The 18670-nt window shown below is 66.8% G+C and carries 2 protein-coding genes; both read left to right on the top strand.

Translation table 11 applies throughout. The features are described from left to right. The first annotated feature begins 31 nt into the window (after positions 1-31). On the top strand, positions 32-1915 hold the full coding sequence (locus tag HNR01_RS01200; protein WP_198580315.1) for an HlyD family type I secretion periplasmic adaptor subunit: 1884 nt from the start codon (positions 32-34) through the stop codon (positions 1913-1915). Positions 1916-2073: 158 nt separating this feature from the next. Next, entirely contained in the window at positions 2074-18486 is a 16413-nt protein-coding gene (locus tag HNR01_RS01195) for a carbohydrate-binding protein (protein ID WP_183666114.1), read from the top strand. The last annotated feature ends 184 nt before the right edge of the window (positions 18487-18670 follow it).

Here is an 18670-nt window from a genome sequence, read left to right as displayed (position 1 = left end):
CCCGCCGAGTGTCTTGTCGAAGGCCGATCCCATGCTCGCCCTCCTGTCATCCTTCCCGGCACCCGCCCTGTCCGGCGAACCGCACGCACAACCCGCGGCGCAGTCCAGTCTCCAAGCCGGCGTCGAGACCCTGCTGAAGCCGGTGCAATCCTTCGCTCAAGCCACCTTCGACGGCTTCGTGGGCCTTGCGGGCACAATTCTGGACGACGTCTACGCCCCCTTCATCGCGGATCCGCTTCTCGGGGCGAAACTGGCGGCCGTGGCAGGCCTCGTTCTCCTCACTGCGGGATGTTGGACCTTGGCTCGCCGTGCCTCCCGCCCCTCATCGCGCAAGACGAGGATCGGAGGCTTTGCCGTGTTCCTCCTCGCTCTCGTCACCGGTATGACCGCCGCTGCCGGGCTGTTCGGCGCGGCAACGGCTCCATCGTCGGCGGCGCTGCGCGATGCGGCGTGGCTCCCGTCGGCCGCAGGCTTGCGTGAGACCTGGATCGATCCGTCGTTCGCGCTTCTGCGGGAGACCGGCATCGACCCCTCGATCGGTCTCGTGCTGCTGCTGGGAGCCTGCGCCCTCGCCCTCATCCTGAGTGCCAAGGCCGGCGAAGGCGCCAGTGCTCAGGACGGGTCCGAGAGCCTGTCCCAGTATGTTCGGGCGCCGCGTCGGCTCGGCTGGGCAACGATCCTGCTCGTGTTCGGCTGCGGCGCGACGCTCGCGGCCGCCATCCCCCTGGCGGGGGCGGCCGTCGCTCCCGGTTTCGTCAGCCCGGATGGTCACCGCAAGACCGTGCAGCACCTCGAGGGCGGCATCGTCCAGCGCATCCACGTGCGCGAGGGGGATCTGGTGCGCGCGGGCGACCGGCTCGTCACCATCGAGGACACGCTCGCGCGGGCCAACATGGCCGAGCTGAGCGAGCGCCTCGTCCACTTCCTGGCCATAGAGGCGCGCCTGCTGGCAGAGCAGGCCGGTGCGACCGCCATCCCCCCCCAAGACGCGCCGCTGATGCATCAAGCCGCCCTGGCGAGCGCTCTGCGTGGTCAGGAGACCCTGTTCATCAGCCGCCGTGAGACCCGCTCCGGTCGCGAGCGCATCCTAGGTCAACGCATTCTGCAGCTGCACGAGGAGAGCGAGGGACTGCGCCAAGTCATCGCCTCGCAGAACGAGCAGGAGGCGCTGATCAAGCAGGAGGTCGCGACGGTGGAAACCCTGCTGCGCCAGGGACTCGAGCGCCTCCCCCGTCTTCTGTCGCTGCAACGGGTGCAGGCCGAGCTGAGCGGCGCGCGCGCCAGCAACTTCGCCCGCATCGCCAAGAACAAGCAGGCGGTCGGCGAGGCCGACATGGAACTCCTCACCATGCGCCAGCAGGACCGCGAGAAGGTCAACGAGGAGTTGAACACGGTGCGCGCCGAACTCGCCTCGCTGCGCAGCAAGCTGCCGGCTCGCACGGACGTCCTGGATCGCACGCTCGTGACCGCGCCGATCGACGGCATCGTCATGAACGTTCGGGTGACGACCGAATCCGGCGTCGTGCGGCCGGGCGAGGCTCTCCTCGAAATCGTCCCGCAGAACGCGAGCCTCATCGTCGATGCGCGGGTGAGGCCGATCGACGTCGATGTCGTGCGGCCCGGCATGGGAGCCAAAGTCGTCTTCTCGGCCTTCGCCCAACGCAACCTGCCGCAGATCGACGGCCGCCTGCGCTCAATTTCGGCCGACCGCATGACCGATGAGCGGACGGGCGAGAGCTACTTCATCGCCAAGGTCGAGGTCGATGCGGCCAAGATCCGCGAACTCAATTCGAGCCTCGAGCTCGTGGCCGGCATGCCGGCCGAAGTGTTCATCCTGACCGGTGAGCGGACGGCCCTCGACTACCTCGTGCGGCCCTTCCTTGAGTCCATCAACAAGAGCTTCCGCGAGACCTGACCGGACTCGCCGATCCGCCCCACCACGCATCCGGCCATCGATCGCCGGGTGGACGACGCAGCCTACCGATCCGTCCAAGGCCGCCGCCCCGCGCCGGCCGATCCGACCCCAGCACGACGCAGCGGACCACGCTCCGCACGCAGACACGGGAGCCAATCATGGCGCGCAACAAGCTTGGCAAGGGCAAGTCCGGCAACAAGACGGAAGCGGTCCTGGCACTGGCCTCCGGAGCCATGGTGCTCGCCCTCGACGAGGGCAAGAACGCCATCGGGCAGGCGTCGGCCGCCGTACAGCCGCCCGCTCTGCCGAAGGCGCCCCTCGCCCAGGGAAGCTCTGTGTCCCTTGAGGTCGAAGATCTTCCATCGGCTCCGCCGAGCTCGTCGGCGGTTCCACAGAGCCGCAATACCCATTCGGCACGGGCGTATGTCAGCGATGATACGGGTCCGACGCTGGTCGAAGCGGTGGAGTCACCGGCCCCCAAAGTCGGCTCGAGCAGCTTGATCCAGAGTTCAGGCCGCGTCTCGGCGCCTGCTCCCGAAGTAGCCGACGACACCTTCGAGGCGGCGTCAGCGGCCTCCATCCCCGGTGCGGTCAGCTCGGGAAAGGGAGGTAGCGGCTCGGCGGGTGCGCGTATGACGAGCAGCCTGGCCATCGCTGCCGATCAAGGCAGTGAGTCAGCGGCGCCCCAGGCCGACGCGGTGCTGCCGGTGATTCAGACCCTGCGCCTTCAGGCCGAGGCAACCACGGGCGTCACGCGCGGGAATGTCGGCGGCGGCACGACGACGTCGACCCCCGTGGTGGTGACGACGGCGAACGCGAGCGCGAGCGACCGGCCGAACGCCGAGGCTGCCGACGGGGACGCTTACGTCGATTTCGCGGGATTCAACAACAACTTCAACGCCGGATCGGGCGAGTACCTGCAGTGGTCGTTCGACGTTCCCGCGGCGGGCATCTACGATCTCGCGTTCGGCTACGCGTTCTTCTCGACGGCGGCTTCGAACCGGCCGATGCGTCTCGAAGTGAACGGAAAGGTCTGGGATCGTCTGTTCGATTTCCAGAACACGGGCGCCAACACGACCTACAGCGAGACCGTCACGCGCGTCTTTTTGGAGGCCGGCACCCAGACGGTCCGCCTGACGGCGACCGGCTTCAGTGGGCCGAACCTCGATTACCTGGAAATCCGCAGCCCGGATCCGCACCGGATCGTCATCCAGGCCGAGGATCTGCTGAAGTCCGTGCCAATCGATATGACATCGACGGCAGTCAACCGGCCGATGACGCTCTCATTCCTGAACACCAAAACACCGGCGGAAACCTTCCGTGTCGGGGCGGAAGGCGATGCCTATCTCGACTGGGGCTCGGCCGCCAACACCCTTGAAATCCCCGTCACCGCAACGGTGGCCGGCAACTACAGCATCACCATCACCTACGCGAACGGCGGCACCACGAATCGGCCGCTGACGCTCACCTATCAGGATGGGACTGCGATCGGCACATTCGCCCTTGCGCCCACGATCGCTCCAACGGCCTACCCGGACTTCTATGGGGATCTCGCAACGGGGGTGCGGCCTACGGATGGAAGTGACGTGGGAACCGCGCCCGACCAGACTGGATGGGAAGGATGGGCAAAGTCCTCCCTGACCGTAAATGTGACGCTCAAGGCGGGTACCACCGTTCTTCGCCTCTCTGGCACGAACGGACCCAACATCGACAAGTTCGAGTTCGTGCTGGTGGAGGCCTTTGAGCCCGAGCCGGTTGCCCCGTCCGACATCACACTCGCCAAGCTAACAGTGGGTGAGAACCTCCCCGGGGCCGTGGTCGGCCTCGTGAGCGTCACCGACGCCGACTCCACTGCACACACCATCAAGGTCTTTGAGGGTGAGAGCGTCAGCACCCGCCTCGAAGTCGTGAACGGCGAGCTCAAGCTCCGTGCTGACCAAGCCCTCGATTTCGAGGCGGGCTCCAGCATCCCGCTTCGGCTCGTCGCGACCGATGCAGACGGCCTGTCCGTCGAAAAATCCTTCGTGCTCACGGTCGCCAACGATCCATCGGACGATGCGCCCGCGCCCTCGCCGAATCTCGCGCCGACGGCTCAGGATGGTACCGCCCAGACCAGCGAGGATACCGCTGTCTCCATCGACGTCGCCCGCCTGATCGCGGACGCCAACGCGGGCGACACCCTCACCGTCACCGCCACGGTTCCGACCGAGCAGGGTACGGTCTCGGTCAACGGTACCGTCATCACCTTCACCCCGGCTGCCAACTTCTACGGCCAAGCGGATATCGCCTACACCGTCACCGACAGCGGCTCGCCCGTCCGCTCGGCCACTGCCGCCGTCGCGGTGACCGTCACGGCAGTGGACGATGCCGCGACCGCGCTGAGCCTGACCGCCGTGCCGGTGGCCGAGAACGTGCCCGGCGCGGTCGTGGCCAACATCGCGATCAGCGACATCGACACCAACTACGGCCCGGACGACGTCGCCCTGTCGGAAGCGGATCTCGCTCTGTTCCGCGTCATCATGAACGATGGCGCCCTGCAGGTGGCGCTGCGCGACGGCGTATCCCTGGATTTCGAAAGCGATTGGCCTGAGATCACGGTGACGGTCGGCGATCTTACTCGGACCGTGACGCTCGTGGTCGCCAACGATCCGTCCGACGACGCGCCTGCATCCCAGACGAACGTCGCGCCGACGGCTCAGGATGGTACTGCCGAGACCCGCGAGGACACCACCGTCTCCATCGATGTCGCCGGCTTGATCCGGGACGCCAACGCAGGCGATCCCCTCACCGTTACGGCCACGGTTCCGACTGAGCAGGGGACGGTCTCGGTCAACGGCACCGTCATCACCTTCACCCCGGCTGCCAACTTCTACGGCCAAGCGGACATCGCCTACACCGTCACCGACGGCGGCTCGCCCGCGCTCTCCGCCTCCGCTTCCCTCGCTGTTGCTGTCACGGCGGTGAACGATGCCGCGACCGCGCTGAGCCTGACCGCCGTGCCGGTGGCCGAGAACGTGTCCGGCGCAGTCGTGGCCAACATCGCGATCAGCGACATCGACAGCCTCTACGGTCCAAGAGACGTTGCAGTGTCGGGCGCGGATGCCGCAAAGTTCCACGTCATCGGCAGCGCGGGCGCGCTGCAACTGGCGCTGCGCGAGGGGCAAAGTCTGAACTTCGAAGGCGCGCGGCCCGAAGTTTCAGTGTCCGTCGATGGGCTCACCCAATCTGTCACGCTCTCCGTCACCAACGTGAACGAGGCGCCGACGCTGACGGGTGCACTGACTCCGGTCAGCGTTCCGGCGAGCGGCGGGTCGGTGTCGCTGGCGGGCCTCGTGGCGATCGATCCGGACGGCACCACGCCCGCGCTCGGGCTGCGTCTGGCCGGCGGAGGGGATCTGCCCTCCGGCATCAGGCTCAGCGGCGGGGCGGTGACCGTCGCGGCAGGCGTCGCGCCTGGCGCCTACGCGGTCGAGGTCTTCGCGACCGACGGCCAACTGACCTCCACCGCCGTCCCCTTCACCCTCACGATCCAGGCTCCTCCCATGCCCGAGCCCTTCGAGCAGATCATGATCCAGGCCGAGGCCGGGCGTCTGACGATTGTGGACACCGACGCGGACACGAACGACACCGTCATCCGCAATCCCTGGAACAAGGAGACGTCGAACGCAGCCGGTCTCGTCAACGGATTGCGGCCGGGCTTTACCGGCAGCGGCTATCTCGACTTCGGCAACACGCCCGGAGACACCGCGAGCTATAGCTTCACCGTCGCGGAAGCCGGCAGCTACGATATCCACATCCGCTATGCTTCCGCCGGCAATCGCCCGCTCGCCTTCCGGCTCGATGGCGTGGCGCAGCCCAACCTGCCCTTCCTCTCGACCGATCCGGATGGGGTCGGCACAGCGGACGGCTTCAATGACTGGTCCGTGCAGAAGGTCACGGTGCAGCTCGCCGCCGGCACGCACACCATCGCCTTCGCGATTCCGGCGGGCTTCACGTCAGGTCCCAACCTCGACGCGATCGCGATCACGCGCCAGGGCTCGACCGCGACCTTCACGGCCCCGAACGCGCTACCCGTCGTGACGGAGGCCGGCTTCACGGTTGCCGAGGGAACGGTGACTGTCGGAACGGTGACGGCGAGCGACCTCGACGGCGACCGGATTGATTTCGCCCTGACCGCGAACACGGCGACCGACAACGCCCTATTCGCCATCGATGCGCGGACGGGTGCGCTGAGCTTCAAGGCCGCGCCCGATTTCGAGGGCGCGCGCGGCGCCGGTCCCTACACGGTTGAGGTCGAGGCGTTCGATGGCACCGGACGGACCCTGGAGACGCTCGCGGTCGCGGTCACCAACGTCAACGAGGCGCCGGTGATCACCACGACCGCGCTTTCGGCCGCGGAGAACCAGACGGCCGTCGGCATCGTGTCGGCAACCGACGTGGACAGCGACGCGCTAACCTACGCGCTGACCGCGAACGCGGCGACCGACAACGGTCTGTTCGCGATCGACGCCCGGACGGGCGCGCTAACCTTCAAGGTTGCGCCAGACTTCGAGGCGCTCGCCGCCGGAAAGATTTTCAACGTCGAGGTGGCGGTGAGCGACGGCAGCCTCACCACTGTCAGGACCGTCGGCGTCTCCGTCACCGACGTCGCCGAGGGCGGACCGGTGCCGATCGTCTTCGGGGCAATCACGCCCTACTCGTCCCAGGATCGGCCGCAGGATGGCGGCACGGTCACGGCCACCCCCGATTCGTTGACGCTCGACGGCAACTTCTGGAAGCGCGTCAGCATCGGCAGCTACACGATCACGGAAGCAACGAAGCTCGAATTCGACCTGCGCGTCGGAACCGGAGGCGAACTTCCGGAGATCGTGGCGATCGGCTTCGACCTCGACGAGGATCCGTTCGACGCGGATGCCAGCATCTATCAGCTCGGCGGCAGCCAGACCCAGGGCGGGTTCATCGATCTGCGCGGCTCGGGCACTCCGAACGGCGACGGGACGGTGCGCTTCGTCATCGACCTCGGCGCCCATGCCGGCAAGACCCTGACGTCGCTGGTCGTCATCAACGACGACGACAGCCGTCCGGACCTAGGCTCCTCCACCTACACGAACATGCGGTTCGTGGAGGCGGCCGACGCGAATGCCGCGCCGGTGGTGGTCGGCGGCGGCATTGCCGACCGTACGATCCCGGAGACCGGCTCGCTCGAGATCGACCTGCCGTTCCTCGATCCGGACGGCGACGCGCTGACCTACACGCTCGAGGTGAAGAATGCGGCCGGTGTCGTCGTCCCGCAAAGCGGCCTGACGATCACCGACGGTATCCTTTCCGGCGATGTCGCGGCCCTCGGCGACGGCGTCTTCACCGTCACGGTGCGGGCGAGCGATGGGACGGCGTTTGCGGAGGACAACTTCTCGCTGACGGTGACGCACGTCAACAAGGCACCTGTGGCCGAGGATGTGGCGCTTGAACCGTATTTCGGTCGCGTCGGCACGGCCTTTTCCGGCTTCGACATCAACGCACTGTCGTCGTTCTTCAGCGATCCCGAGAGCGAGGCACTCACCTTCACGATCGAGGATCTGCCGCCGGGCCTGAGCGTGAACGCGGAGGGCTATGTCAGCGGCACCCCGATCGCGTCGGGCACCTTCGCCGTGAAGGTCCGGGCGACCGATCCGACCGGCCTGTCCGACACGCTCACCCTGACCTTCGTCGTTGAGGCGTCGGGCGCGGGCAACGTCGTCTCGGTCGAGGCCGAGGCCCTCACGGGGATCTCGATCGCCGACGGCTTCTTCGCCACCGGGGCCACCGCCGCCTCCGGCAACCGGCTGATCCTGCTCAATCAGGGCGATGCCGGATCGGTCTCGACCAACCTCGCGGCCAACGGCCTCGCCGACGGCTTCTACCGGGTCACCGCCTACGTCTTCGACGAGACGGACGGCGCCAGCACCTTCACGCTCTCGGTCGACGGCACCCCGCTGCGGATCGGCGGAACCTCGACCGTCGTCCTTAACGACGCGGGTCCGGGCACGTTCGTCGACCCGCTGGCGCCACGCGGAACGGCCGCGAACCCGGGCAACCTCAAGGCGATCACCTTCGACACGATCGTCCGCGTCGAGGCCGGCAGCGTCATGACGCTCGACGGCCAGGCGATCGGGGGCGAGTCCCTGCGCATCGACCGCTTCACCTTCGAGCGCGTCGAGGCTCCGAACGCCGCGCCGACCGGCATCAGCCTCACGGGAGCGGTGGCCGAGAACGCCGCGGGCGCCCTCGTCGGCCTGCTCTCGGCCACGGACGCGGAGGGTGACGCCGTCAGCTTCACGGTGTCGGATCCGCGCTTCGTCGTGGTCCGAAACACCACGACCGGCCAGACCGAGCTGCGTCTGGCCGCCGGCGCGAGCCTCAACCACGAGACGGATCACGGCACGAGCGTCAGCGTCGTGGCCACCGATGCCCGCGGCGCGACAACGACCGCGCAGGTTACGCTGTCGGTCACCGACGTCAACGAGGCGCCGACGCTGACCGGCACCATCGCGGCCCAAGTCTTCCAGAGCGACACCGGCGGCGAGGTCAGCCTCGCGGTGCTCACGGCCGCCGACCCGGATGCGGGTGATGCCACGACGCTGTCCGTCCGTCTCGCGGGTGGCGGCGCGCTGCCGACCGGAATCGTCCTCGACGGCAACGTCCTGCGGGTTGCGCCGAGCGTTGCGCCAGGCGCCTACGCGATCGAAGCCATCGCCAGCGACGGCGAACTCGCCTCGACGCCCGTGGCATTCACGGTCACGGTCGAGCAGCCCGGGGCTCCGGAGCCGTTTGAGCCCATCGTGATCCAGGGTGAGGCTGCCACCGTCACCCTGACGCAGGCGCCCGATGCCAACTCGACGCTGCTGCGGACCATGACGGCGAATCCGGAGACGCCCGGCGCCACCAAGATCCTCGACCAGTACGGGCTGCGGGCGGGCTATACCGGGACCGGCTACCTCGACTTCGGCAACGATGCCGGGGACCGGGCCAGCTTCGTGGTGACTGTGGCGGAGGCCGGGACCTACGAGCTTTCCATCCGCTACGCGTCCGGCGACGCCCGGGCCCTCGACCTGGCGGTCGGCACCGGAGCCGCGACTCTGGTCGAGTTCGCGAGCACCGGAACGCCGGCGAGCGGTACGACCGCGGTCGACGGCTTCAACGTCTGGGTCACCAAGTCGGTGACCGTCACTCTCGCGGCGGGGGCGAACACCCTCTCGCTCGCGATCCCTGCCGGGCGCGTCAACGGCCCCAACATCGACAGCCTGACGCTCAGCAAGCCGCAGGCACCGGCCGACGTCTCGGCGGATGCCGACGACATCCCCCTGTTCCTCTCCGGTCCGACCGGCGAGCTGACGGGAGCGGCGAAGGAGTCGATCAACTTCAAGATCGCGGGCGTCGACGCGGATATCGTCAAGACCGAGATCAGCTTCGACAACGGCGTCACCCGCACGCTCGTCCGGCCCGATGCGGACGGTGACTTCGTCGCGGACGGCTCCGGCCTCGCGGCGGGATCCTACACGGCGCGGGTCTACGTGACCGATGGTGCCGGCAATGTGGCCTCATCCTCGATGTCGATCGTGATCGGGGGCACCGTGACGGTGGCGCCCTTCACAATCCAGGCCGAGGACGCCACGAAGGTCACAGTCCAGGATACCGGCCTTCCGACCAACACCGACTTCACCCGTGTGGTGGACGCGGCCCATCCGGATGCGACCGGCAATTACCGGGCTGGTGCGGTCGGCGGCGCGTACATGGATTTCGGTGCCAATGCGGGCGACGCTATGACGGTGAACGTCGATGCGCCCGCAGCCGGCACCTATCTCGTCACCTTCCGCTATGCCAACGGCGGCACAGCCAATCGGCCACTCGACCTGCGGCTCAACGGCGGCACGGCGCTCTCGGTCGATTTCGTTCCCGGTCCGGTGATCGGCACCGGCGCGACTGCGTCCGGATGGGAATCCTGGGTCGAGAAGACGGTCGAGCTGACCCTGAAGGCCGGCGCGAATACGATCGCGCTGGCGATCCCGACCGGAGGGATTGCCGGGCCGAACATCGACGAGATCCGCTTCGTCCACCAGGGAAGCGGGCCGAGCCAGCCGCAGCCCTTCCTGCTCACGATCGAGGCCGAGACCTTCACGCCGATCGACACGACCGGAACCGGCAACGCGATCACCCAGGCGCGCACGCTCGCCAACAAGGAGCCGACCCTTCCGCTGCTGCGCGACGTCAACGGTGACGGGCTGTGGGACGGCTTCACCGGTGCCGGCTACCTCGACATGGGCGCGCAGGCCGGTGATGCGGCCTCGTTCAACCTCACGGCTCCGCAAGCCGGCACCTACACCTTTGCGTTCCGCTACTCGAACGGTGGCAACCCGCAGGTCGATCGCGCGATGACGGTGACGGTGAACGGCGTCACCAAGTCGCTCTCGTTCCCCGGCACCAGCGTGAACGGCTGGGACAACTGGCAGACCGCGACTGTCGAGATCGATCTGGCGGCCGGCGCCAACACGGTGAGAATCGCGAACACGATCGATAACGGTCCCAACATCGACAGCGTCACGATCAGCCGAGACGGCTCCCCGGTCGACCCGCGCGGCCGCGAGCTGTTCGAGCAGGTCGTCAAGATCAACTTCGAGCCGGCCCCGGGGCAGACCACGCAGGGCCTGCCCGCCGGTTACGTCACGCCCGCCGGTTACCTCGCCGACACGGGTGCCGCCTACGGCGACCGCGGCAACGGCTTCAGCTACGGCTGGGTGACCGAGGCGAGCGTCGCCGACGGCACCGCCAACGGTACCATCGCGGCCGCCCAGCCTGCCAACGCCCACTGGTACAAGAACATCGTCACGGGCGCGTCCAACCTCCAGAAGACCTATGCCCATTTCGAGTATCCGGGCGCCGGTGCGGCTGGGGCGCGGGCCTGGGAGATGGCGCTCGCCAACGGGACCTATCAGGTCAAGCTTTCGATCGGCGACACCGCGGGCGCCTTCGACAGCAACTACGCCCTCAACATCGAGGGCAAGCGCTTCATGCCCTCCTGGGTGCCGGTCAACCCGATCGACGGCTCGCAGAACGGCGGCGGCTTCCGCTCGACGCTGGTCACCGGCATCGTGCAGGTCTCCGACGGGCGTCTGACGATCGACTCGATCGGTGGCACCAACACCGAGATCCAGTATCTCGAGATCGACCGCCTGCCCGACCTCACGCCGACCGACGGACGGACGGCGGATCTCGACTACTCGACCTTCGCCGCGCCGCGCGCCGCCTACCTGAACGATCAGGTCTCGATCGCGCTCGGTGAGAACGGGCAACTGCCGACCGGCATCAACCCGCTGTCGAGCTTCGTCGTCGGCGTCAATGTGCAGGCGCCGAACCACCGCGGCCCGAACATCGCCCATGTCGAGGGTATCAAGCTCGTCGAAACGCTGACCGGCCAGGAGGTCGCGATCAACGTGCAGATCTCCGGCGGCGCCGATTCGCTGACGATCCGTCCGCTACAGGCGCTGAAGGCCAATACCAGCTACACCCTGAAGGTCGAGGACGTGCTCGACCTCGGCAGCATCACGGATGCCGCAGCCGCCATCCGCCAGATGCAGGATCTCACGACGACCTTCGTGACCGGCGTGGCGCCGACGGAGGTGGCACGCGAGGTCGCCTTCACGACATCGACGCTCCTCAACGGTTTCGTCGACGGCGCCGGGGGCTTCACCTCGATCGAGTTCGGCCCCGACGGAAAACTCTACGTCGCGACCATCATGGGCGAGATTTTCCGTTGGAGCGTCAACCAGGACGGCTCGATCAACAAGGCGTCGAAGGAAAGCCTCACCCTCGACTACCTGCAGTCGGGCGAGGATCGGCGCGGAATCATCGGGTTTACCTTCGACCTGACCGACCCGAACACGATTTGGATCAGTGACAACTATCCGATCCCGCGCGAGAACAAGGCGTTCGACACGCCGGAATTCTCCGGCCGGGTAAGCAAGATCACCCTGGGACAGAACGGTTCGTTCACGGGTGCCACCGCCGAGACCTATATCACCGGTCTGCCGCGTTCGGGCGGTGACCACGTCACCAACAGCCTGGAGTTCCGCGCCAACCCCGATGCGGGGCAGGCTGGTGAGCCGGCCTACCTCCTCTACCTGTCCCAAGGGTCGAACTCGGCTGCAGGTGCGCCCGACGGCGCCTGGGGTAACCGGCCCGAGCGGCTGCTCAATGCCTCCGTTCTTGAGATCGACCCGACCCGCAAGGCACCCGCCGGCGGCTTCGACGTGCGCACGGAGCCGGTGACGCTTCCGACCACGCAGAACCCGCTCTCGAGCTTCAATAGCGACGGCACCTATCCGGGCTTCTACAACCCCTATGCGGCGGATGCCGTCCTCAAGATCTACGCCACCGGCATCCGCAACGCCTACGATCTCGTCTGGCACTCCAACGGCCACCTCTACATGCCCACAAACGGCACGGCGTCGGGCGGCAAGACTTTCGACGACCCGACACAAGCCGGCAGCCAGGTCATCGTCAACTCGCCGACTCAAGACGACTATTTCTTCACCGTCGAGCAGGGCAAATATTACGGCCACCCCAACATCCTGCGCGACGAGTACATCCTCAATGGCGGCAATCCGACGTCCGGTGTTGACAAGAACGAGGTGACCGATCGCAAGGACGGCAATCCGAACACCGACGGCTACGATCCCGGTGTCCGGCCTGACCCGAACTATGACATCGACGGCGCCTACAGCCTTGGCCGCAACCAGTCTCCCAACGGAGCGATCGAGTACAAGGGCAGCGCCTTCGGCACGAACCTTAAGGGTGCGGTGCTGTTCGCGCAGTTCTCGACCGGCGACAACGTCCGCGCGATCCGAGTCGATGCGAGCGGCAAGATCATCGGCGACGACGTGCTGCGGCGGCCCGACGGTTCGGTGATCAACAACTATATCGATCCACTCGACATCATCGAGAACCCGGTCACCGGTCAGCTCTACCTGATGACGCTGAACCGCGGCACGGGGGCGAGCCAGCTCATCCTGCTGACCCCCGCCCCCGGCGGCGTGACGCAGGACCTCACGGCGGACGAGGGCGGCGACCTCGCGCTCGTGGCCGTCAACGTCAGCAACCCGGCGGCGGCCGTCTTCCAGCTCAACGGGCTCGACAGCGACATCACTGCGGTGCGGGTGTCGTTCAACGGTGGGTCGAGCCAGACCGTCACGCTCAACGCTCAGAATCGCTTCACCGTTGATCTCGGCACGGTGACGGGGCCGGTGATCGCCACGGTCGAAGTCACGGACGACGCGCTCAACCGCGCCTCCACGACCGCGAGCTTCACCCCCGGACAGAACCCCGGCCCGACCGGCCTCGTCTCCCTGATGACGATCCAGGCGGAGGACACCACGCCGGGTGACGGCACCGCCGTCACCGTGGCGACGGGCTCGGCCGCGCAGATCCAGATTCGCAGCGCGGCCAACCCCGAACCCGGCGTGAGCGGAACGGGCTACGTGAACGGCCTGCGTCCGGGCGCGGTGGGTCTCGACGGAAACACCAGCAACACCGATGGCGTACCGGGCGGCTACGCCGACTTCGGTTCCAGCAACGCGGACTTCGTCACTTTCAGCTTCTCGGTGCCGAGCACCCAGGCCGGCGCGGGTGTCATCAAAGTTCGCTACGCCAACGGTGCCACCGCGGACCGGCCGCTGGAGGCGGTGCTGAACGGGGTCAGCCTCGGCAATGTCAGCTTTGTCCCGCCCGCCGGCGTTACGGGCGACCCGGCGTGGACGGTCTGGCAGACGGTCGACGTGCCCGCCAATCTGGTCGCCGGCCTGAACACCATCACCTTCCGGTCAATCGCGGCGACGGGCCCGAACATCGATCAGATCGAGGTTCTAGTGCCCGAGGCAGCGGTGCCGAGCGATCCCTACACCTTCTACGAGGCGGAGACGGCGCAGATCGTCGGCGCCAAGGTCGTCACGGAAAGCCGCAACCAGGTCGGCACCGGCTTCGTCGATTTCGACGGGACCGGCGACCAATCGATCACCTGGACGGTGAATGCGGCGAGTGCCGGCTCGTTCGAGATCGGCTTCCGCTACGCGCTGGCCGCCTCGAAGGCGGACCGCCCGCTCTCGCTCACGGTCAACGGCATCAATCTCGGCCCAGTCAACTTCGAGGGCTTCGGACCGGATGCGGAGAACACCTGGCAGTTCCAGACGGCTCTGGTGAACCTCCGGCAGGGCGTCAACACCGTCACGGTCACGGCCCCGAACGCCGTCGGTCCGAACATCGATCAGCTTCGTGTCGCCACCGGCACCGCTGCTCCCCCGTTCGAGCCTGATTACGTGCCCGTCTCCTCCGAGGCCCGGATCGAGCTCGAGCAGACCGCCGACAGCTCGACACGCATCCTCAACAGCCAAGCCGTAGAGTTCTACTTCAAGGTCACGTCGAATGGGCTCTACGCCCTCGACCTCGCGGCCAATGCCGGTGCGGCCAACGGTGGGACCCTGCGCCTGTTCCTCAACGGCGCGGCGATCGAGGAGGTCACCTTCCCGGGCGCCGGGACGGCGGGCGAGCGGACGGTTTACGTCAATCTCGAAGCCGGCACGTCCTACGACCTGCGCGTGCTCTCGACGGCGCCGGGTGCCAACGCGCTCGACTACCTCGACGTACGGCGGGCACCGGGCAATCCGAACGCCGACATAGCGGTCCAGAGCCTCGATCCTGCCTTCCACGATAACCGGCTGCACTTCAGCTATCTGGAGGATCCGGACGCGATTGCTCCCGATGATGCCGATCGCGACTTCAAGGACTCCGGTACGGTTCGGATCACCAATACCGGCACCGAAACCCTGACCTTCACCGACCACGACCTCACCGGGCCCTTCGTCCTCGCCAACCCGACCCAGCTCGACGGGCTCGCCATTGCGGCTGGTCAGTCGGTCGATGTCACGGTGCTGTTCAACCGGGCCGCCTACACGCCGCCGACCACCAACGTCGACGCAACCTCCACGGTCTTCACCGGGGCGCTGAAGCTCATCACCAACGATGCCGACACGCCGGTCACCACGATCGATCTCGCGGGCTTCTGGCAGGCGCGGGATGAGAGCGGGCAGGAGCCGAACGTCAACGAAATCTGGAAAATCTTCGGGTTCGGCAATGTGGTCGAAGGTCTGACCTTGCGCGGCGGCGGCGAGAACTCCGTGCTGAGCACCAACGACGTCTTCTCCAAGACCGACGAAACAGAGGTGCTGTCGCCCTACTGGCGCATTGCGGACGGGGTCACGCAGGCCAAGATCACCCAGATCGCCGCCTTCCACGGTACCGGCGGCGCGACGCTGCACATCCACAATCCCGGTAACAAGGGGACCAACCTCCAATTCTGGAATCACGAAGGAACAGACAATCAGCGCCTGCTGCCGAACGCCGGCAACGACACCACGTTCGCGACGCGAACCTTCGACCGGGGCACGATTCCGGACGGCTGGGCCGGCAACGACGTTTTCGGCATCTCGGTCGCCGGACTTTCCACCGATCCGCGGCTCAATCCACGCGGCAACGTCGAAGTCCCCGGCGCGCAGCAGGGCCACACCGTCAAGATGTTTCAGGCGCTCGACGCGCAAGGGAACGCAATCCCGAACGTCTATCTCGGGATCATGGACTATACCGGCATCAACTACGATTATAACGACAACCTGTTCGTCATCGAGGGTGTGGCGCCTGTTGGCTTCGGCCAGCACATGGTCGTGACCGGACTCGACGACGCGGCGGCCGGCGACCGGCTCGTCTTCACCAACATCGACACGCCGGCCAACGCCTCGCAGGCGTTCCGGAACGAGGCGACGTTCACGATCACCAATGACGGCGCCGCGGCGCTCACGATCGAGAGCGTGACGACCGGCAACCCGGCCTTCCAGATTGTCGGCACGCCGCCAACCTCGATCGCGGCGGGCGCGAGCGCGACCGTCACGGTCCGCTTCGTCGGAACGCATGGCGGTACGTCCGCCGGCGCGGATCTCACCGAGTCGACCCTGACGATCCGCTCGAACGACTTCGCCCAGGGCGAGAAGGTGATCGCGCTTGCCGGTCTTGCCCAGGAGTTCTCGGAGAACAACTCGGAGCCGACGGTCGCGCAGATCGTCAAGGCGCTGGGCTACAGCACGGACATGGCCCAGGGCGACCTCGCGAACGGCGGGCGCGTCGAGACCATCGGCAACGAGGTCCTGATGCCCTACCTGGAGCGGCTCGACGCTTCGAAGGCGGTCGAGGTCATCCAGGTCGCGGCCTTCCTCAACCAAGGCAACGTGGCGCGGCTCGGCTTCCACGGCCTCGCCTCGTCCCAGGTCACCAACCTGTTCGCCAACGACGATCAGCAGGGCCAGACCGTGCTGCCCGACCAGTTGGTGACCGGTGCGGGCGCGGGCGCGAACGTGGCGCGCGGGACCATCAACCAGAGCACGCCGTTCGGCCTCTACATCTCCGTCGATGGCCGGCCGACCTACTCGTCCTGGACCGATCCAGTCGCCAACCGCATCGATCCTCAGTTCGGTCAACTCGTCGGCGACGACCAGGGCCACCTGATCCGCTTCTTCGAAGCGCGCGATGCCAATGGAGCGGTGATCGCGGGGACGTATATCGGCATCCAGGACTATCCGGGCGCCGGAAACTACGACTACAACGACCACATGTTCGTCATCAAAAACGTCAAGCCGCATGTCTTGACGGGTGTGAACGACGCGAATGGCGACCGTATCAACGACGCATTGCAGAACGACAGCGATCGCGACGGTCTCGTCAACTTCTTCGACACGACGAACACGGCTCAGACGCCGTTCGGCGGCACCGCGCCGCTGATCGGGGCGGCCCCGGTAGTGATCGACGCCACGCGCTTCGATCTCGGCGGTCAGGGTGTGGCCTACAACGATACGACGGCGAACGACGAGGGCGGCTCCCAGGGCCGCAACGAGGGCGTCGACGTCGTCGGCAACAACCAGGCCGTGGGCTACATCGCGGCCGGCGAGTGGATCGAGTACACGATCAACGTGGCGCGGGCCGGCGTGCATACGCTGACCTTCGCCGCCGCCTCGCCCGATCCGGGACGCACCATCACTGCCTCGTTCGAGCAGAACGGCGCGACCTATGTCACGGCGGCCTCGGCCGCTGTGGTGGACACCAACAACTACACCTCGTTCACCGCCACGGCACCCGTCCAGGTCAGCCTGGCCGCTGGTGTCCAGACGGTCCGGCTCAGCTTCGGCGGCGGCGCCTTCGACCTCGACACCTTCACGATCGATCGCGCCAACGTGGCGCCGACCGTGGCGCAGCCCCTTACGGGGGCCAGCGCGACGCAGGGACAGTTCTTCAGCTACACCGTTCCGGCCAGTACCTTCGCGGATGTCGACGGCGACGCGCTCGTCTACACCGTCACGGGCCTGCCGGCGGGGCTGAGCTTCAACGCGGCGACCCGAGTCATCAGCGGCACGCCCCTGACCGCCGGTTCGCTCACCTTGCAGGTGACGGCTTCGGACGGCGCGGCGAGCGTCTCCACGCCTCTCGCGGTCGCCGTCGCGGCCGTGCCGGGCGGCCTTCAGAACCCGTTCGGCGGGACGGCCCCGACCTTCACGAATGGCCTGCTGACGGTGGACGCGTCGAACTTCGACACCGGCGGCCAGGGCATCGCCTACAGTGACAATGCCGGACGCGACGGCGGCACGACCTTCCGTGCCGGTGAAGCGGTCGAGTTCGTCAACGGCCAGAACGACATCGGCTACGTTCGGCCGGGCGAGTGGGTGGAGTACACGATCAACACTCCGACCAGCGGCATCTACGATCTGAGCTTCCTGGCCAAGACGCCGCTCGGCAACGCCAGCATCGCGGTGTCGCTCAACGGCACGACGGTGCTCGGCACGGCACAGTTGCAGGACGGTGGCACCAGCTTCGACGCGGCGCCGTTCCAGGCTTCGGCGCCGATCGGGGTCAACCTGGCAGAGGGGGTGCAGACCCTGCGGCTGACCTTCAACGGCACGCCTCAGGCCGGCTCACCCTACCTGCTGGATCTGCGCTCCTTCACTCTCGACCTGCGCGAGCCCGGCCCGAATGCTCTGTCCGCGCTGACGGCCGAATCCGACACCGGCCTCGGCGCGCACGAAACGGACAGCGCCTTCTCCGCCACGATGCAAACTGGAGCAGCCGAGAAATTCGCCTGGAATCTCGCGAATGTGGCCCCGAACGATGCATACGCGATGATGATCTCGGCGATGTCCGAGCTGAATGGCCTCGAAGCGTTCTCGCAAGCGGGTCATGGTGCGGCAGCGGATCCACACCTGCCTTTTGCGGCCGAAGCGGACCTCGGATTGCCAGTGTTCATGGACGCGCAGAGCGGCATCGCCGTTCCCAAGGCACTGTTCAGCACGCCGACGCATTTCAACTTTGGAGTACGCTTCGCCATGCCTGTGATGCCCGACTCGGTCGGCTTCCAGTTGCCGCCCTTGGAGCAGGCTTCAAGTGATCAACTTCCCGAACCACTTTCACCAGCACTGGGTGAGTTGGAGATGTTGATGCACATCGCCTGACAGGCAGGAGAATGTGCTGATAGGCTCTCATCATGGCACACTGCACCGCTCTGCTTCACTTTGGGCGGCACAGTGTGCCGATTAGTATTCAAGTCGAGGTTCTTATAATGGCGGCAATCACTCAAACGTGCTGCTTGTTGCATATTCCGCTTTCCCTGTGATGTGACTGCGGTTTGCAGCGGCA

Source organism: Methylorubrum rhodesianum, from assembly GCF_014199985.1.
GTDB lineage: Bacteria > Pseudomonadota > Alphaproteobacteria > Rhizobiales > Beijerinckiaceae > Methylobacterium > Methylobacterium rhodesianum.
The sequence above is the reverse complement of the archived record's forward strand: the minus strand, read 5'-3'. Positions and strand labels throughout refer to the sequence as shown.

What these genes read in the sequence shown, in the direction of transcription:
- HNR01_RS01200 (WP_198580315.1), top strand. Translation starts at nt 32, where the DNA reads ATGCTCGCCCTCCTGTCATCCTTCCCGGCACCCGCCCTGTCCGGCGAA.
- HNR01_RS01195 (WP_183666114.1), top strand. Translation starts at nt 2,074, where the DNA reads ATGGCGCGCAACAAGCTTGGCAAGGGCAAGTCCGGCAACAAGACGGAA.